The organism is Brevundimonas sp. KH_060, assembly GCF_057838275.1.
On the sequence record NZ_CM174463.1, the window covers coordinates 3,127,501 to 3,145,074 of the forward strand.

General features: G+C 68.3%; 14 protein-coding genes (1 of these 14 only partly in view). 13 read left to right on the forward strand and 1 reads right to left on the reverse strand.

From position 1 onward, the window contains the following. The 10 genes from AC3IPP_RS15480 to leuB form a co-directional block, all read left to right on the forward strand. On the forward strand, positions 1-525 hold the 3' portion of the coding sequence (locus tag AC3IPP_RS15480; RefSeq protein WP_489149596.1) for a hypothetical protein. 180 nt of this gene lie to the left of the window's left edge; only the last 525 of its 705 coding nucleotides appear in the window; the start codon falls outside the window, past its left edge; the stop codon is at positions 523-525. A 104-nt stretch (positions 526-629) separates the two neighbouring features. Continuing rightward, positions 630-2,372, forward strand: coding sequence for a dihydroxy-acid dehydratase (gene ilvD, locus AC3IPP_RS15485; protein ID WP_489149597.1), 1,743 nt, complete (start codon positions 630-632; stop codon positions 2,370-2,372). A 12-nt stretch (positions 2,373-2,384) separates the two neighbouring features. Then, a complete protein-coding gene (ilvC, locus tag AC3IPP_RS15490) occupies positions 2,385-3,398 on the forward strand; it encodes a ketol-acid reductoisomerase (protein WP_489149598.1) in 1,014 nt (337 codons plus the stop codon). A 30-nt stretch (positions 3,399-3,428) separates the two neighbouring features. After that, complete coding sequence (ilvG, locus tag AC3IPP_RS15495) at positions 3,429-5,147, forward strand: acetolactate synthase 2 catalytic subunit (protein ID WP_489149599.1); 1,719 nt, start codon at positions 3,429-3,431, stop codon at positions 5,145-5,147. 2 nt (positions 5,148-5,149) lie between these two features. Beyond that, positions 5,150-5,401: an ACT domain-containing protein gene (locus AC3IPP_RS15500; protein WP_105564172.1), complete on the forward strand. Its 252-nt coding sequence runs from the start codon at positions 5,150-5,152 to the stop codon at positions 5,399-5,401. A gap of 1 nt (position 5,402) precedes the next feature. Beyond that, positions 5,403-6,659, forward strand: a complete 1,257-nt coding sequence (locus tag AC3IPP_RS15505) for a 2-isopropylmalate synthase (protein WP_489149600.1) — start codon at positions 5,403-5,405, stop codon at positions 6,657-6,659. Further along, positions 6,643-7,617, forward strand: a complete 975-nt coding sequence (locus tag AC3IPP_RS15510) for a branched-chain amino acid transaminase (protein ID WP_489149601.1) — start codon at positions 6,643-6,645, stop codon at positions 7,615-7,617. The genes AC3IPP_RS15505 and AC3IPP_RS15510 overlap by 17 nt, the downstream gene beginning before the upstream one ends. After that, entirely contained in the window at positions 7,604-9,016 is a 1,413-nt protein-coding gene (leuC, locus tag AC3IPP_RS15515; protein ID WP_489149602.1) for a 3-isopropylmalate dehydratase large subunit, read from the forward strand. The genes AC3IPP_RS15510 and leuC overlap by 14 nt, the downstream gene beginning before the upstream one ends. Beyond that, entirely contained in the window at positions 9,009-9,614 is a 606-nt protein-coding gene (gene leuD / locus AC3IPP_RS15520; protein WP_489149603.1) for a 3-isopropylmalate dehydratase small subunit, read from the forward strand. The genes leuC and leuD overlap by 8 nt, the downstream gene beginning before the upstream one ends. Beyond that, a complete protein-coding gene (gene leuB, locus AC3IPP_RS15525; protein ID WP_489149604.1) occupies positions 9,611-10,717 on the forward strand; it encodes a 3-isopropylmalate dehydrogenase in 1,107 nt (368 codons plus the stop codon). The genes leuD and leuB overlap by 4 nt, the downstream gene beginning before the upstream one ends. A 52-nt stretch (positions 10,718-10,769) precedes the next feature. On the opposite strand, the gene AC3IPP_RS15530 is transcribed toward leuB, so the two are convergent. Further along, positions 10,770-11,363 carry a TetR/AcrR family transcriptional regulator gene (locus AC3IPP_RS15530; RefSeq protein WP_256968338.1) on the reverse strand — a complete coding sequence of 198 codons (594 nt, stop codon included), beginning with the start codon at positions 11,361-11,363 and terminating at the stop codon, positions 10,770-10,772. 161 nt (positions 11,364-11,524) lie between these two features. Here AC3IPP_RS15530 and AC3IPP_RS15535 point away from each other — a divergent pair, with 161 nt between their 5' ends. From AC3IPP_RS15535 to AC3IPP_RS15545, 3 genes are read left to right on the forward strand one after another with little or no spacing between them, the layout of a single operon-like run. Further along, positions 11,525-12,712 carry an efflux RND transporter periplasmic adaptor subunit gene (locus AC3IPP_RS15535; RefSeq protein ID WP_087141591.1) on the forward strand — a complete coding sequence of 396 codons (1,188 nt, stop codon included), beginning with the start codon at positions 11,525-11,527 and terminating at the stop codon, positions 12,710-12,712. Between the two features lie 30 nt (positions 12,713-12,742). Beyond that, a complete protein-coding gene (locus AC3IPP_RS15540; protein ID WP_489149605.1) occupies positions 12,743-16,012 on the forward strand; it encodes an efflux RND transporter permease subunit in 3,270 nt (1,089 codons plus the stop codon). Position 16,013: 1 nt separating this feature from the next. Beyond that, positions 16,014-17,453, forward strand: coding sequence for an efflux transporter outer membrane subunit (locus AC3IPP_RS15545; RefSeq protein ID WP_489149606.1), 1,440 nt, complete (start codon positions 16,014-16,016; stop codon positions 17,451-17,453). The last annotated feature ends 121 nt before the right edge of the window (positions 17,454-17,574 follow it).

The following is a 17,574-nucleotide window of genomic DNA, read 5'->3' on the forward strand; positions in this document are numbered from 1 at the left end:
CAAACCCTTGCCCCAGTCAAAACCCCGAAAACTCAGTCTCCGAAGCCCCGGTGGGCCAGCCCGTCTCCGAGCGAGGCGGCGATATACGAGGCGCTCTTCGAACTGGCAAGCGCCTTTTCACAAAAAGTCCAAGAATCTCAACGAACCCGAGTCAGCCGCGCCTTCCTTGTGGCGGCCCTCGCGTATGCGCGCGGTTTTGTTTGTTCGACCACAAGCGCAGGAAAGGCGAAATTTTCACCCCAGAAGAATGACGAATGGACGAATTTTGTCGCTCGAACGTCGCCAACACAGCTCCGCAAGGTGCTTTCTTCCACATTTCGCGACCCCACGGTTGCGCCGCAACATCAAGCGAGGCATAAGAGCGGCAGTTCGAAAGGTCTCTCCTTGTCCCACCGCGCCGCCATCGCTGCGATCCTGAGCCCCGCGCAAGCGGCGGCGGATCTGCGCGTGCTGTCGCTGGGCGTACTCCTTCTCTCGGTAATTCTCATTCCGCTTAGCCAAGCGGTGTGGATGCCTGCGACCTGACCTGAACCCAGCCAGTTTCGCCCATTCACCCCGCTCCGGCTCCGGACGCGGGGTTTTTCTTGTGCCCAGCCCATCACCGACAGGCAAGAAGTTCCAAAATCACAATGACGACGCCTTCTGGCAGCACGAAACAACCCAACAGCCGCTCTGCAGCTGTGACTCAGGGCCCGAACCGGGCTGCGGCGCGGTCCTATCTGCGCGCTGCGGGGATGCAGGACGCCGATTTCAACAAGCCGATGATCGGCATCGTCAACACCTGGTCGACCGTCACCCCCTGCAACATGCACCTGGACCGTCTGGCCAGGGATGTGCGGGCCGGCATCGTCGCGGCGGGCGGCTATCCGGTCGATTTCAACACCATCGTCGTTACCGACGGCATCTCCATGGGCACGGCGGGGATGAAGGCCTCGCTGATCAGCCGCGAAGTCGTCGCCGATTCCATCGAGCTGGCCATCGAGGGGCATCAGCTGGACGGCGTCGTCTGCATCGTCGGCTGCGACAAGACGATTCCCGCCGCAGCCATGGCCCTGGCCCGCATGGATATCCCCGGCCTGGTCTATTACGGCGGCACCATCCTGCCCGGCGTCATCGGCACGAAGGAAGTCTCGGTCCAGGAAGTCTTCGAGGCCATCGGCGCCCATGCCGCCGGTTCGCTGGATGATGCGGGCCTGAAGGCCATCGAGAGCGCGGTCTGCCCCGGCGCCGGCGCCTGCGGCGGCCAGTTCACCGCCAACACCATGGCCATGGCCCTGTCCATGATGGGCGTCAGCCCCATGGGCGCCAATGACGTGCCCGCCGTCGATCCCGCCAAGGGCGCAGAGGGGGAACGCTGCGGCCGCCTGATCGTCGAACGCGTCTTCGCCGGCGACACCGCCCGCAAATACATCACCAAGGCCAGCCTGAAGAACGCGGCCATCGCCGTCTCGGCCTCGGGCGGGTCGACCAACGCCGTCATGCACCTGACCGCCATCGCGGCCGAGGCGGGCGTCGACTTCGGCGTCGAGGACTGCCACCAGGCCTGCGTCGAGGCGCCGGTCATCTGCGACCTGAAGCCCGGCGGCCGCTTCCTGGCCTCGCACCTGTATGCAGCGGGCGGCACGCGCCTGGTCGCCCAGCGTCTGGCCGAGGCGGGCAAGATCGCCAATGTCCCGACCGTCTCGGGCCGCAGCCTGTTCGCCGAAGCCGGCGACGCCGAGGAGCAGCCCGGCCAGCAGGTCGTCACCAGCATGGACGCCCCCGTCATGGCGCGCGGCTCCTACGCCGTCATCTATGGCGATGTCGCCCCCGAAGGCGCCGTCATCAAACTGACCGGCCACAAGGTCGATCGCTTTGAAGGCCCCGCCGCCGTGTTCGACTGCGAGGAAGACGCCTTCCACGCGGTTCAGGACGGTTCGGTCGGCGAAGGCGACGTCATCATCATCCGCTACGAAGGCCCCAAGGGCGGCCCCGGCATGCGCGAGATGCTGCAGGTCACCGCCGCCCTGAAAGGCCGCAAGGTCGAGAACGTCGCCCTGCTGACCGACGGCCGCTTCTCAGGCGCCAGCTACGGCTTCGTCGCCGGCCACGTCTCGCCCGAGGCGGCGGTCGGCGGGCCGATTGCTCTCATTCGCGATGGCGATCCGATCGTCATCGACGTCACCAACCGAAGGATCGATGTGCTCGTCGATCTGGAGGCGCGCCGGGCGGATTTCGCCCCCAACCGTGTCCGCCCGGCGCAAGGCGTTTTCGCGAAATACCGCGCCGCCGTCGCCTCCGCCTCGCAAGGGGCCGTGACCATTCCCAATCCGCCGCCGGCCCAGATCCCCGCTGATCTGGCCGCCCGCTCCACCGAAACCGCTGCTTCTTAAGGACGTCCTCCCATGGCCATCACCATCTACACCAATGAAGACATCAAGCCGGGCGCCATCGCCGGGCAACGCATCGCCGTCATCGGCTATGGTTCGCAGGGTCGCGCCCACGCCCAGAACCTGAAGGATTCCGGCCACGACGTCATCGTCGGCGTGCGTCACGGCGGCACGGGCTGGAAACACGCCACCGCCGACGGCGTTCCCACCGCAGAACCGGCCGAGGCCGTTCGCGGCGCAGACATTGTCGCCATCCTGACCCCGGACATGATCCAGAACGAGGTCTATCGCGACATCATCGAGCCCAACGCCAAGCCTGGCGCCGCCCTGCTGTTCGCCCACGGCTTCTCGATCATCTACGGCCGCATCACGCCGCGCGACGACATGGACGTCATCCTGGTCGCCCCTAAAGGCCCCGGCGATCTGGTCCGTCGCGAGTTCGCGCGCGGCCGGGGCGTTCCTTCGCTGTTCGCCATCGAGAAGGACGCGACCGGCAAGGCCCGCGACCGCGCCATGGGCTACGCCAAGGGTATCGGCGGCGCGACCGGCGGCCTGCTGGAGACGTCCTTCCGCGAAGAGACCGAGACCGACCTGTTCGGCGAACAGGCCGTCCTGTGCGGCGGGGCCAAGGAACTGGTCATCTCGGGCTTCAACACCCTGGTCGAGGCCGGCTACCAGCCCGAGATCGCCTACTTCGAATGCCTGCACGAGCTGAAGCTGATCGTGGACCTGTTCTACGAGGGCGGCATCTCCAAGATGCACCACTTCATCTCGGAAACGGCCAAGTGGGGCGCTGTCGCCTCGGGCCCGCGCGTCATCACCGACGAGACCCGCGCCCGCATGAAGGAGGTCCTGACCGAGATCCAGGACGGCACCTTCGCGCGCAACTGGATCGCCGAGAACGAGGCCGGCAAGCCGCAATACGACGCCTGGTTGGACGCCGATCGCCAATCCCACATCGAGCAGACGGGCGCCCGCCTGCGCGAGCGCATGGCCTGGCTGCAGACCCCCAAGTCTGAAGCCGCCTGACCTGCATATATATAAAGAGAGACTGACCCGATGAGCGCCGCCGCGCCCGCCCTGAAAGCCGCCTCCGCTCCGGCGACCGTGAACGACACGGCCACCGGCGCGCGCCTGCTCGTCTCCAGCCTGGAGCGGATGGGCGTGGAGGTGGTCTTCGGCTACCCCGGCGGCGCCATCATGCCCATCTACGACGCCCTGACCGGGACGGGCCTGAAGCACATCCTGGTCCGTCACGAACAGGGCGCGGCCTTCGCCGCCGACGCCTATGCCCGCGCCTCGGGCAAGGTCGGCGTCTGCATGGCCACCTCTGGCCCCGGCGCCACCAATCTGATCACCGGCATCGCCAACGCCATGATGGATTCGGTGCCGATGGTCTGCATCACCGGCAACGTCCCCCAGGGCGTCATGGGCACCGACGCCTTCCAGGAGATCGACATCCTGGGTGTCACCCTGCCGATCGTGAAACACTCTATATTGGTGCGCGACGCCTCGGAGATCCCGGCGGCCGTCGAACAGGCCTTCCACATCGCCGCCTCGGGGCGCCCCGGCCCGGTTCTGGTCGACCTGCCGAAAGACGTCCAGTTCGCCACCGCGACCGCCCCCTTCGGCTTCAACATCCCCAATGAGACCCGCGACGTCGATCACGACGCCGTCGCCGACGCCGAACGCTTCATCCGCGCCGCCGAGCGCCCGCTGATCTACGTCGGCGGCGGGGCCAAGATCGGCCGCGCGACCGACGCCGTCCGCGCCTTCGCCGAGGCCACGGGCATCCCCACCGTCTCAACCCTGAACGCCCTGGGCACCGTCGCCACCGACGCCCCCGGCTATCTGGGCATGCTGGGCATGCACGGCACGCGCGCCGCCAACGAGGCGGTTCAGGCGTCCGACCTGCTGATCGTCCTGGGCGCCCGCTTCGACGACCGCGCCACCGGCAAGCTGGCCGAGTTCGCGCCCCACGCCCGCGTCGTCCACTTCGACATCGACGCCTCCGAGATCGGCAAGCTACGCGAGACCCATGTCGCGGTCGCCGGCGAGCTGAAGCCCGGCGTCGAGGCCCTGACCGCCCGCCTGGCCGCTGCGCCTCTGGCTATCGACCCCTGGGTCATCCGCTGCGCCACGGCGGCCGAGCGTCACGCCGCCCGCTATGACGCGCCGGGCGAAGGCGTCTATGCCCCCGCCCTGCTGAAACAGTTGTCCGAGGCCGCCGGCGACCGCTTCGTCGCCGCTTGCGACGTCGGCCAGCATCAGATGTGGGCGGCCCAGCACTGCAGCTTCTCCAAGCCCGAAGCCCACATCACCTCGGGCGGTCTGGGGGCCATGGGCTTTGGCCTGCCTGCCGGTCTGGGCGCCAAGCTGGCCGATCCCTCGGCCACGGTCGTCACCATCGCCGGCGACGGCGGCTTCATGATGAACATCCAGGAGCTGGCCACCCTGAAGCGTTACGGCGTCGCCCTGAAGATCGTCCTGCTGGACAACTCCTCGCTGGGCCTGGTGCGCCAGTGGCAGGAGCTGTTCTTCGAGGAGAACTATTCCGAGGTCGATCTGTCCGACAACCCGGACTTCGTGAAGGTAGCCGAGGCCTTCGGCATCGAGGCCTTCCGCATCGACCGCCGCGATCAGGTCGAGGACGGCATCGCCCGCCTGCTGGCCGCCGACGGCCCCTGTCTGGCCCACGTCATCATCAACCCCAAAGAGAACGTCTGGCCTCTGGTTCCGCCGGGCAAGAGCAACGCTGAAATGATGGAAGGCGCATGAGCATGAGCGACACCATTCACATCCAGATCGACCGGGCCGACGGCTCGCTTCAGCGTCTCATCGGCCTGGTGGAACGCCGCGGCTTCCACATCGACGGCATGAGCATGGCTGACGAAGGCCCCTCGCGCCGCATCGCCCTGACCGTGCGCGGCCGCGACGCCGCGCGTTCCATCGACAACCTGGGCTGCCAGATCGACCGCCTGTTCGGCGTGTCCCGCATCGCCGCCCAGTCCTTCCAGTCCGAGGCCGCGTAAGATGTCCCGAGTAGAACGAGTATCCAGAACCGCCGAGATTACGGCGTCGGATCCCAACCGCGTCATCATCTTCGACACCACCCTGCGCGATGGCGAACAGGCGCCCGGCTTCTCCATGTCGGCCGAGTCCAAGCTGAAGATGGCCCATGTCCTGCGCGACCTGGGCGTGGACGTGATCGAGGCCGGCTTCGCCGCCGCCTCGCCGGGCGACGAGGAATGCATCCGCCGCGTGGCGGGCGAGATCGAAGGGCCAGTTTTCGCCTCCCTGTCGCGCGCCAACGAGAAGGACATCGACGCCTCGTTCCGGGCTCTGGCCCCGGCGCCGAAATCGCATCGTCGCTGCCACGTCTTCCTGGCCACCAGCCCGATCCACCGCTCGGCCAAGTTGCGGATGAGCACCAACGAGGTGCTGGCCACCATCTCGCGCACGGTGGAATACGCGGCCTCCATGTTCGACGACGTGGAGTTCTCGGCCGAGGACGCCTTCCGCACCGAGCCGGAGTTCCTGGCCGAGGCCCTGATGGCCGCCGCCGACGCGGGCGCCCAGACGCTGAACGTGCCCGACACCGTCGGCTACGCCACGCCGGAAGAGGCGCGCCAGCGCTTCGCCTATCTGGACGGGATCATCCGCCCGCGCCACGCGGACGTGATCTTCTCCTCGCACTGCCACAACGACCTGGGCCTGGCCGTCGCCAACTCCCTGGCCGCCGTCGAGGGCGGGGCGCGCCAGATCGAGGGCGCGATCAACGGCATCGGCGAACGGGCGGGCAACGCCTCGATCGAGGAAGTCATCATGGCCCTGCGCACCCGCGCGGACCGCTATGGGGTGACGACCGGGGCCGAGAGCCGCTGCCTGGTGCGCGCTTCCGAAACCCTGCGCGACGTGACCGAAACGGTGATCGCCCGCAACAAGGCGATCGTCGGCCTGAACGCCTTCGCCCACGAGGCCGGGATCCACCAGCACGGCATGATGGCCGACAGCCGCACCTACGAGATCATGCGTCCCGAGGACGTCGGTTTCGAGGGCAGCTACTTCGTGCTGGGCAAGCATTCCGGCCGCCACGCGGTCGGCAAGCGGGCCGAGGCTTTGGGCCATGTGCTGGAAGGCCAGCGCCTGGCCGACGTCTTCGCCGGCTTCAAGCAACGCGCCGACCAGATCGGCGAAATCAATGACGCGGAGCTGACCGCCATCATCACGGCCGTGACGGCCGCAGGCGTTTCCGCACAAATGGACAAGACCTATGCAACCGCTGGCTAAGAACATCTGGATCAACGGCGAACTGACGGCGTGGGAGAACGCCACCGTTCACGTCATGAGCCACGCCCTGCACTACGGCACCTCGGTGTTCGAGGGCATCCGTGTCTATGACACCCCGAACGGCCCGTGCGGCTTCCGCCTGACCGACCACATCCGCCGCCTGTTCGACAGCGCGCGCATCTACCACTTCCCCATGCCTTATAATGAGGACGAGCTGGTTCAGGCCTGCAAGGACGTGGTGCGGGCCGAGGGTCTGCGCTCGGCCTATCTGCGGCCGCTGGCCTTCCTGGGCGAGTGCGGCATGGGCGTCAGCCCCTCGGCCGAGGCGATCCGCAGCGATGTGATGATCTCGGCCTTCGCCTGGGGCGCCTATCTGGGCGAAGAGGCGCTGGAGAAAGGCGTCGACGCCTGCATCTCCAGCTGGAACCGCGTGGCCCCGAACACCGTCCCGGCGGGCGCGAAGGCGGGTGGCAACTATCTGTCCTCCTATCTGATCGGACGCGAAGCCCGCGTGCGCGGCTTCGGCGAAGGCATCGCCCTGGGCGCCGACGGCCTGCTGTCCGAGGGCGCGGGCGAGAACCTGTTCATCGTCAAGGACGGGGTGCTGATGACCCCGCCCGCCGCCGCTTCCATCCTGCAGGGCATCACCCGCGACAGCGTGATGAAGCTGGCGCGCGGCCTGGGCTATGAGGCGCGCGAACAGGTGCTGCCGCGTGAAGCCCTCTATGTCGCCGACGAGGTCTTCATGACCGGCACGGCGGCCGAGATCACGCCTGTCCGCTCTATCGACGGTATCATGACCCGCGCGGGCGGCCCCGGCCCGGTGACCAAGGCGGTCAACAAGGCCTTCCGCGGCCTGTTCGACGGCACTACGCCCGACCGCTTCGGCTGGCTGGAGCCCATCGGCGAGGCCGAAAACGCCGCCCCGGCGAAGGAGCGCGCGCATGAGCCAGCCTAAAACCCTGTATCAAAAGGTCTGGGACCGGCACATCGTCGTGCCGGAAACCGCCGAGACTCCGGGCGTCATGTATGTGGACCTGCATCTGGTCCACGAAGTCACCTCGCCCCAGGCCTTTTCCGAGATCGAGGCGCGCGGCCTGAAGGTCCGCCGCCCCGACCGCACCTTCGCCACCCTGGACCACTCGACCCCCACCCTGCCCGCCGGGCCGGATGGTCAGCGCCCCTATGTCACCGAACAAGCGCGTCGCCAGGTCGAGACGCTGGAGGCCAACTGCGCCCGTCACGGCGTCGAACTGGCGGGCTGGAGCTCGGATCAGCGCGGCGTCGTCCACGTCATGGGACCTGAGCTGGGCCTGACCCAGCCGGGCATGACCGTCGTCTGCGGCGACAGCCACACCGCCACCCACGGCGCTTTCGGCGCACTGGCCTTCGGCATCGGCACCTCGGAAGTCGGCCATGTGCTGGCGACGCAGTGCCTGTTGCAGCGTCGGGCCAAGGCCATGCGGGTGACGGTCGACGGGCGTTTACGTCCCGGCGTGTCCGGCAAGGATGTGGCGCTGGCCGTCATCGCCGCCATCGGCTTCGGCGGCGGCACCGGCTACGTCATCGAATATGCGGGCGAGGCCGTGCGTTCGCTGGACATGGAAGGGCGCATGACCCTGTGCAACATGTCCATCGAGGCGGGCGCCCGCGCCGGCATGATCGCGCCCGACCAGACCACCGTCGACTGGCTGCGCGGCCGTCGCCATGTCCCCGCCGACTATGAGGCCGCCGTCGCCGACTGGCTGAGCCTGGCCACCGACCCCGGCGCGGTCTTCGACAAGGAGGTCGTGCTGGACGGCGCCGCCATCCGCCCGATGGCCACCTGGGGCACCACCCCCGATGCAGGCGCCCCCGTCGGCGCGCCCGTGCCGCAACCGCGCTCGGCCTCGGACCAGAAGGCCATCGACTACATGGGCTTCACGGCCGGCGAGGCGACCACCGGCCACAAGGTCGACGTGGTCTTCATCGGCAGTTGCACCAACGGCCGCCTGCCCGACCTGCGCGCCGCCGCCGACGTCCTGCGCGGCCGCAAGGTCCAGCCGGGCGTGCGGATGCTGGTGGTGCCGGGCTCCGAAGCCGTCCGCCGCGACGCCGAGGCGGAAGGCCTGGACCGGGTCTTCACCGAGGCGGGCGCCGAATGGCGCATCCCCGGCTGCTCCATGTGCATCGCCATGAACGGGGACTTCGTCGCGCCGGGCCAGCTGGCCGTCTCAACCTCCAACCGCAATTTCGAGGGCCGTCAGGGCAAGGGCGCACGCACCATCCTGGCCAGCCCCGCCACCGCCGCCGCCAGCGCCGTGGCCGGGGTGCTGACCGATCCGCGCGTCTATCTGTCGGAGGCCGCCCATGTCTGAAGCTTTCAAAACGCTGACGTCGAAAACCCTGACGCTCAGTCAGGCCAATATCGACACCGACCAGATCATTCCCGCGCGCTTTCTGACGACCACGACGCGCGAGGGTCTGGGCGCCCACGCCTTCCACGACTGGCGCTATGAGGCCGACGGCTCGCCCAAGCCGGAGGCGGTGCTGAACCGCATCGACCCGACCGAACAGCGCATCCTGCTGGCGGGGCCGAACTTCGCCTGCGGCTCGTCGCGCGAACACGCGCCGTGGGCCCTGCTGGACTACGGCTTCCGGGCGGTGATCTCGACCGAGATAGCCGACATCTTCACCTCCAACGCCCTGAAGAACGGCTTCCTGCCCATCGTCGTCGATCAGGCGGTCTGGGATGATCTGGCCGCCCATCCCGAACAACCCGTGACCATCGATCTGGACGCCAATGAGATCCGGCGCGGCAACGCCCCCGCAGTGCCGTTCAAGGTCGAGTCCTTCGCCCGCCAGTGCCTGCTGGACGGGGTCGACGCCCTCGGCTGGCTCCAATCGAAGCTGCCCTACGTCGCCACCTTCGAACGCCTGAGAAACGACGCCCCCCAACCGGAGACCGCACGATGACCGCTCCCGCCCCGCGCACCTTCAACATCGTCGTCCTGCCCGGCGACGGCGTCGGCCCCGAAGTGGCCCTGGCCGCCCAGCGGGTGCTGACCTGCATCGGCGACATCTACGGCCACAAGTTCGACTTCACCGAACACCTGATCGGCGGCGCCGCCATCGACGCAACGGGCGAAGCCCTGCCCGAGGCGACCAAAGCCGCCTGCCTGGCCTCCGACGCCGTGCTGCTGGGCGCGGTCGGCGGACCCAAGTGGGACGGCGCCCCGGTCCGTCCCGAACAGGGGCTGCTGGCCATCCGCAAGGCCATGGGTCTGTACGCCAATCTGCGCCCCTTACAGGTCTCGCCGGTGCTGGCCCACCTGTCCCCTCTGAAGAAGGAGATCGTCGAGGGCGTCGACCTGATCGTCTTCCGCGAGCTGACCAGCGGCGTCTATTTCGGCGAGCGCACCCGCACCGAGACCCAGGCCTCCGACCTGTGCGTCTATACAGTCGAGGAGATCGAGCGCGTCGCCCGCGCCGCCTTCCAGGCCGCCGAACAGCGCCGCGGCAAGGTGACGTCGGTCGACAAGGCCAACGTCATGGAGACCAGTCGCCTGTGGCGCGAGGTCGTCACCCGCATCCATGCCGAGGAATATCCCCAGATCACCCTGGAGCACGCCCTGGTCGACTCCATGGCCATGCACCTGATCCGCAAACCGCGCGAGTATGACGTCATCCTGACCGAGAACATGTTCGGCGACATCCTGTCGGACGAGATTTCGGTGCTGGGCGGCTCCATCGGCCTGCTGCCCTCGGCGTCTCTGGGCGCGGGCGGCCCCGGCCTGTTCGAGCCGATCCACGGCTCGGCGCCGGACATCGCCGGGCAGGATCTGGCCAACCCGGTCGGCATGGTGCTGTCGGCGGCCATGATGCTGCGCCACAGCTTCGAGCTGGAGGATGAAGCCGACTCCATCGAGGCGGCGGTCGCGGCGGTCCTGGCCTCGGGCGCCGTCACCGCCGACCTGGGCGGGCCGCTGGGCACGGTTGCGGCGACGCGCGCGATCGTCGACGCCATCCGCGCCATCCACTGGGCGGCGGCGCGCCATGTGCCGATGCACTGGGCCTAAGGCTCAGACAGGACAGAACTGAAGAGGCGGGCTCTGGTCCGCCTCTTTCCAATTATCCGTCGATCAGCCCCTGGAGAGCGCGCGCCATGCGTTTGGCCAGCGACGCCTTCTGGACGTCGTCCAGATTCGAATAGCCGTCAGACAACTCGCGCCCGATCGCCATGCCCATGATCAGGCCCGCCGCAAGACGGGCGCGCACGGGCGCGTCCTCTCCGCCGATCCATTGGGTCAAGGGTTCGAAAAAGCGGTTGTTCGAGGTGCGCTGGACCACGTCCATCGCCTTGGCCGAGCCGACGGACCGTAGCAGGATCAGCAGACCGCGCATCCGCGCCCCGCCAGCGTCCGCATCACACGGCGTCATGTCGCCATACACGATCTCGCGAGCCAAACGCTCGCCGAAGTCCTCTCGCGAGCCCTCCATCAGGTCGCGACCGTTCTTGCAGCTGTCCATGACCGCCACGAACAGGTCTTCCTTCGAACCGAAGTAACGGCTGATCAACGCCGCATCGACGCCGACGTCGCGCGCCACGTCGCGCATGCCCACATCATCATAGCTTTCCGCGCAAAAGCGTTCACGCGCCGCCTCCAGAATAGCCTGGCGGGTGGCGTTGGCGTTACGCGGGCGGGGGACGTCGCACAGGACCAATTGGTCGCACTCCAATAAACCTTACGCGCTATATGGCCTTGTCATCAGGCGTTGACAAGCGCGGCTTTCGTCGTCTTTAAGTCAGCCGGTGTTGACTGGACGCATCCTCCCCAAAGAGCGACAGTCTCTCAGATCACGTTACTCCCAAGGAGATTGCGCCGATGCGCACGGTTAAGATCGCGGCCGCGTCCGCTTTGATGGCGGCCGCCCTCTATGGCTGTTCCAAGGGACAGGAAGCGCCCGCCCAGGGCGCGCCGCCCGTCACGGTGGCGGCGCCCCTGTCGCAACAGGTCGTCGACTGGGACGAATTCACGGGCCGCTTCGAGGCGCCCCGTTCGGTTGACGTGCGTGCGCGTGTCGGCGGCTACATCCAGTCGGTTCACTTCAAGGACGGCGACTTCGTGCGCCAGGGCCAACCCCTGTTCACCCTGGATCCGCGTCCGGCCCAGGCCGCCCTGGCCTCGGCTCGCGCCCAACTGGCCCAGGGTCAGGCGCAACTGACGCTGGCCCGCACCGAGCTGACCCGCGCCGAAGGCCTGCTGGCCTCGCAGGCCGTGTCCCAGGCCGAGGTCGATTCCAAGCGCGGCGCGGTCCAGACCGCCGAAGCCGCCGTGGCCGCCGCCAACGCCGCCATCCGCGCCCGTCAGCTGGACGTCGAGTTCACCCGCGTCACCGCCCCGATCTCGGGCCGCGTGTCCGACCGCCGGGTCGATCCGGGCAACCTGATCGGCGGCGGTTCGTCGGCCGGCGACGTGCTGACGACCATCGTCTCGTCCTCGCCGATCTACTTCGTCTTCGACGGCTCCGAAGCCCTGGCGCTGAAGTATCAGCGCGACGCCCGCAACGGTTCGGCCCCGATCCGCATCCGCCTGCAGGACGAGACCAGCTATGACCGCACCGGCACGCTGGACTTCACCGACAACGCCATCGACGCTTCCTCGGGCACCATCCGCCTGCGCGCCGTGGTGCAGAACGCCGACGGCTTCCTGAAGCCCGGCATGTTCGGTCACGCCCAACTGGCGGGCTCGGGCGGCTATGCGGCCATGCTGGTGCCGGATTCCGCCGTCGTCACCGACGGCCCGCGCAAGGTGGTCTATGTCGTCGCCAAGGACGGCACGGTCGGCGCCAAGCCGGTCCAGCTGGGCCCCTTGGCCAACGGTCTGCGCGTCGTGCGCACGGGCCTGACGCCGGACGACCGGGTCATCATCAACGGCCTTCAGCGCGCCCGTCCGGGCCAGAAGGTCACCGCCCAGAACGGAACCATCAAGGCCGAGCAAACCAAGACCGACGCGCCCGTGACCACGGCGCCGGTCGCTTCGTCCGCCACCTTCGTCGCCAGCGCCGGCTGAGGAGGGGGCTCACGAGCCGGAACCTGATCCATGAACATATCCCGCTTCTTCATCGACCGGCCGATCTTCGCGATCGTGATCTCGGTCTTCATCACCCTGATCGGCGCCTTCGCCATGCCGATGCTGCCGCTGGCGCAGTATCCGGACATCGCGCCGCCGACGATCAGCGTGACCGCCTCCTACGCCGGCGCCTCGGCTGAAACCCTCTCCGAAACGGTCGCCGCGCCGCTGGAGCAGGAGATCAACGGCGTCGAGAACATGCTCTACATGACCTCGTCGTCCACCTCGGATGGCCGGGTCTCCGTGACCGTGACCTTCCAGCCGGGCACCGATCTCGACACCGCCCAGGTGCTGGTCCAGAACCGGGTCGCCCTGGCCGAGCCGCGCCTTCCGGCGCAGGTCCGTCAGGTCGGCGTGGTCGTCAACAAGGAGTCCTCGGGCTTCCTGATGCTGGCCTCGCTGACGTCCGACGACCCCGGCATCGACAGCGACTACCTGGGCAACATGGCCCAGTCGACGATCCGCGACCGCCTGCTGCGGATCGACGGCGTCGGCGGCATCCAGGTCTTCGGCGGCGGCAACTACTCCATGCGCATCTGGATCGATCCGGCCAAGGCGGCCGCACGCGACCTGACCGCGCCTGAAATCGTGGCCGCCCTGCAGGCCCAGAACGTCCAGGCCGCCGGCGGTTCCATCGGCCAGCCCCCCTTCCCGACCAACGCCGCCGCCTTCGAGCTGCCGGTCCAGGTCGAGGGTCGTCTGTCGGCTCCGGAAGAGTTCGGCAAGGTCGTGCTCAAGACCGACGCTCAAGGGCGCGTGACCCGCGTCAGCGACATCGCCCGCATCGAACTCGGCTCGGAAATCTACGGCGTCGAAGGCTACTTCAACGGCCAGCGCGGCGTCGGCATCGCCGTCATCCAGCAACCCGGCTCCAACGCCCTGTCGACCGCCGAGGCCGTCATCGCCGAGCTGGACGCCATCAAGGCCGGCTTCCCGCCCGGCGTGAAATACGCCATCCCCTATAACCCCACGGAATACGTCGCCGCCTCGGTTTCGGCCGTGGAGGACGTGCTGGTCGAAGCCGTCTTCCTGGTGATGATCGTCATCCTGGTCTTCCTGCAGACCTGGCGTGCGGCCATCATCCCGATCATCGCCATCCCGGTGGCCCTGGTCGGCACCTTCGCGGTGCAGCTGGCCCTGGGCTATTCGATCAACTCCCTGTCGCTGTTCGCCCTGGTTCTGGCCGTCGGCATCGTCGTCGACGACGCCATCATCGTGGTCGAGAACGTCGAGCGATACATCCGCGAGGGCCTGACGCCCAAGGAAGCGGCCTATCGGTCGATGCAGGAAGTGTCGGGCGCCCTGATCGCCATCTCCCTGGTGCTGACCTCGGTGTTCGTGCCAACCGCCTTCGTGCCTGGCATTCCCGGCATCTTCTTCCGCCAGTTCGCCGTCACCATCGCCTCGGCGACGCTGATCTCGCTGCTGGTGTCGCTGACCCTGTCGCCGGCCCTGGCCGCGCTGCTGCTCAAGCCGCACAAGGATCACGACCAGCACCGCAAGCCGGGCCTGATCGGCACGGTCACCTATTACGTCGGCTGGGCCGGAGCCAAGTTCAACGAAGGCTTCGACTGGGTGTCGGACCGCTACGGCCGCCTGACGGCCAAGCTGATCCGCATGGTCACCATCATGCTCGTCATCTACGCCGCCCTGCTGGCGCTGACGGGCTGGCGCATGGCCGATACGCCCACGGGCTTCATTCCGGCCCAGGACCAGGGCGTGCTGATCGGCGTCGTCCAGCTTCCGCCGGGCGCCTCGCTGGAACGCACCAAGGCCGCCATGAACAAGGCTGTCGAGATCGTCCAGAAGGCCGACGGCGTTCAGGAAGTCACCGCCTTCGCCGGCCTGGACGGCTCCAGCTTCTCGCTGTCGTCCAACGCCGCCACCATGTTCATCAAGCTGAAGGACTATGATGAGCGGACCACGCCCGAACTGGAAGCCTCGGCCCTGGCCGGCGCGCTCAGCGGGGCGACCGGCGTCATCGAGGAAGCCAGCATCTTCATGCTGTCGCCCCCGCCCGTTCAGGGCATGGGCACCGGCTCGGGCTTCAAGATGATGATCCAGGACCGTTCCGGCGCCGGCTTCCAGGCTCTGGAAGGCGCGACCTTCGCCATGATGGGCGCGGCCGCTCAGGCGCCGGAACAGGTGCAGCAGGTGTTCAGCCTCTACAACACCGGCTCGCCGCGCATCGCCGCCGACGTCGACCGCGACAAGGCCCTGTTGATGGGCGTCCAGCCCTCGACCGTGTTCAACACCCTGGGCACCTACCTCGGCTCGACCTACGTCAACGACTTCAACTTCCTGGGCCGCACCTTCCGCGTGACCGCCCAGGCCGAGCCCGCCTATCGCGACGAGCTGGCCGACATCGCCAACCTGAAGGTCCGTTCGGCCTCGGGCGGGATGGTGCCGATCGGTTCGGTGGCGACCCTGGCCGACGATTCCGGCCCGGCGCGCGTGGTCCGCTACAACCTGTTCCCGGCTTCGGAACTGCAGGGTGAAGCGGCGCCAGGCGTGTCCACCGGCGACGCCATCGCCACGATGGAAGAGCTGGCGGCCAAGACGCTGCCGGAGGGCTTCAGCTACGAGTGGACCGAAATCGCCCTGCAGGAGAAGCAGGCGGCGGGCGGCGCGACCATCATCTTCATCATGGCGGTGGTGTTCGTCTTCCTGGTGCTGGCCGCACAATATGAGGCCTTCACCCTGCCGCTGGCGGTCATCATGATCGTGCCGATGTGTATCCTGGCGGCCATTGTCGGGGTGAACCTGCACGGCCTGGACAACAACATCCTGACCCAGGTCGGCCTGGTGGTCCTGATCGCGCTGGCGGCCAAGAACGCCATCCTGATCGTGGAATTCGCCAAGCAGGCCGAGGACGAAGAGGGTCTCGACCGTTGGGACGCCGCCGTTCAGGCTGCGCGCCAGCGTCTGCGCCCGATCCTGATGACCTCGTTCGCCTTCATCTTCGGCGTGCTGCCCCTGGCCATCGCCACGGGCCCCGGCTCGGAGATGCAGAACGCCCTGGGCATCGCGGTGGTCTATGGGATGCTGGGGGTGACCTTCTTCGGTCTGATCTTCACCCCGGTCTTCTACGTCATCTGTCGCTGGATGGCGGGCAAGCTGCCCAAGGCGCCGGGCAAGGAGCGCGAGCTCCCGACCAGCTTCGGCTCCACCCCGCACGACCCCTTTGACCCCGACGGCCCGGAACCGGCTCCCGCCGCTCCGCGCCAGGGAGATGCGTAAAATGAACGGCAAACTCCGCACTCTGCTGACCGCCGCGGGGTCGGCCGCCCTGCTCGCCGCCTGCGCGGTGGGCCCCAAGGCGCCGCTCCCCACCCTCCCGGCCGAAGGCCAGGGCGCCTTCGTCGGCTCGCAATCCGCCTCGGTTTCGACCGAGGCGGCCCGCGACGACTGGTGGCGGCTGTACCAGGATCCGACCCTCGACGGCCTGATCCAGCAGGCCCTGACCGAGAACAACGAGCTGGAGGCGGCCGCGGCCAATCTGCGCGCCGTCCGGGCCTCGCTGTCCGAAGCCCGCTCGGGCCGGTTCCCGACCACCACCACCTCGGCCGCCTATAACCGCAGCCGGGCCTCGACGGACACCGTGCCGACCGCCGGCGGCGCCAAGCTGCCGGAGGTCGACACCTATGACGTCGGCCTGGACGTCTCCTATGAGATCGACCTGTTCGGCCGTGTGGAGTCCTCCATCCGCGCCGCGCGGGGCGACGTCGCCGCCGCCGCCGCCGCCCTGGAGGTCGTGCGGGTAACGGTCGCGGCCGAAACGGCCCGGGCCTATGCCGACACCTGCTCGGCCAACGCCCAGATCGCCGTGGCCGAACGGACCATCGATCTGCAGGCCAAGACCGTCGACCTGACCCAGCGCCTGCTGGACGGGGGCGCCGGCAATGGTCTGGACGTGGCCCGCGCCCGCGCCGCCCTGGAACAGACTCGCGCCAGCCTGCCGCCCCTGCGGGCGTCGCGCGACGGCGCCCTGTTCCGCCTGGCCACCCTGACCGGCCGCACGCCGGCCGAGGCCAGCGAGGCGGCCCGCGCCTGCCAGGGCCCGCCGCAGCTGTCGCAGCCGATCCCGGTCGGCGACGGCGCGGCCCTGCTGGCTCGCCGTCCCGACGTGCGTCAGGCGGAGGCCCGCCTCTCGGCGGCCGCCGCCCGCGTCAACGTCGCCACCGCCAACCTCTATCCCAGCATCCGTCTGGGCGGGTCGGTGGGTTCGACGGCGCTCGACGCCTCGGACCTGGGCGAGGACGCCAACTTCCGCTTCAACGTCGGCCCGCTGATCTCCTGGTCCTTCCCCAACGTCTGGGCGGCTCGGGCGCGGATCAAGCAGGCGGACGCCCAGTCGGACGCAGCCCTGGCGACCTTCGACCAGACCGTGCTGACGGCGCTGCAGGAAACCGAGACGGCGCTCAGCGCCTACGCCAATGAACTGGACCGCCGCACGGCCCTGCGCACCGCGCGGGATCAGGCGGCCACCGCGGCGCGCCTGTCGCGTCTACGCTTCGACGCCGGCGCCGACAGCTTCCTGACGGTGCTCGATTCCGAGCGCACCCTGGCCGGCGCCGACGCCGCCCTGGCCGCCTCGGAAGCCCAGGTCACCACCTACCAGATCGGCCTGTTCAAGGCCCTGGCGGGCGGTTGGGAACAGGCTCCCGATCCCGAAGCCTGACCTTCAGCCTCAAGCTGAAACTGAGACGCCCGGCTGGTTCGCCCGCCGGGCGTTTTCTTTGGCGGCCCTTCTGCCGAACCACCATTAGTCAGAATATTATTCATTCTTACGCTTCCATTGC

Bases quoted from the DNA above. Each gene is read 5' to 3' on its own strand.
- ilvD (WP_489149597.1), top strand. From the start codon at position 630: ATGACGACGCCTTCTGGCAGCACGAAACAACCCAACAGCCGCTCTGCA.
- ilvC (WP_489149598.1), top strand. From the start codon at position 2,385: ATGGCCATCACCATCTACACCAATGAAGACATCAAGCCGGGCGCCATC.
- ilvG (WP_489149599.1), top strand. From the start codon at position 3,429: ATGAGCGCCGCCGCGCCCGCCCTGAAAGCCGCCTCCGCTCCGGCGACC.
- AC3IPP_RS15500 (WP_105564172.1), top strand. From the start codon at position 5,150: ATGAGCGACACCATTCACATCCAGATCGACCGGGCCGACGGCTCGCTT.
- AC3IPP_RS15505 (WP_489149600.1), top strand. From the start codon at position 5,403: ATGTCCCGAGTAGAACGAGTATCCAGAACCGCCGAGATTACGGCGTCG.
- AC3IPP_RS15510 (WP_489149601.1), top strand. From the start codon at position 6,643: ATGCAACCGCTGGCTAAGAACATCTGGATCAACGGCGAACTGACGGCG.
- leuC (WP_489149602.1), top strand. From the start codon at position 7,604: ATGAGCCAGCCTAAAACCCTGTATCAAAAGGTCTGGGACCGGCACATC.
- leuD (WP_489149603.1), top strand. From the start codon at position 9,009: ATGTCTGAAGCTTTCAAAACGCTGACGTCGAAAACCCTGACGCTCAGT.
- leuB (WP_489149604.1), top strand. From the start codon at position 9,611: ATGACCGCTCCCGCCCCGCGCACCTTCAACATCGTCGTCCTGCCCGGC.
- AC3IPP_RS15535 (WP_087141591.1), top strand. From the start codon at position 11,525: ATGCGCACGGTTAAGATCGCGGCCGCGTCCGCTTTGATGGCGGCCGCC.
- AC3IPP_RS15540 (WP_489149605.1), top strand. From the start codon at position 12,743: ATGAACATATCCCGCTTCTTCATCGACCGGCCGATCTTCGCGATCGTG.
- AC3IPP_RS15545 (WP_489149606.1), top strand. From the start codon at position 16,014: ATGAACGGCAAACTCCGCACTCTGCTGACCGCCGCGGGGTCGGCCGCC.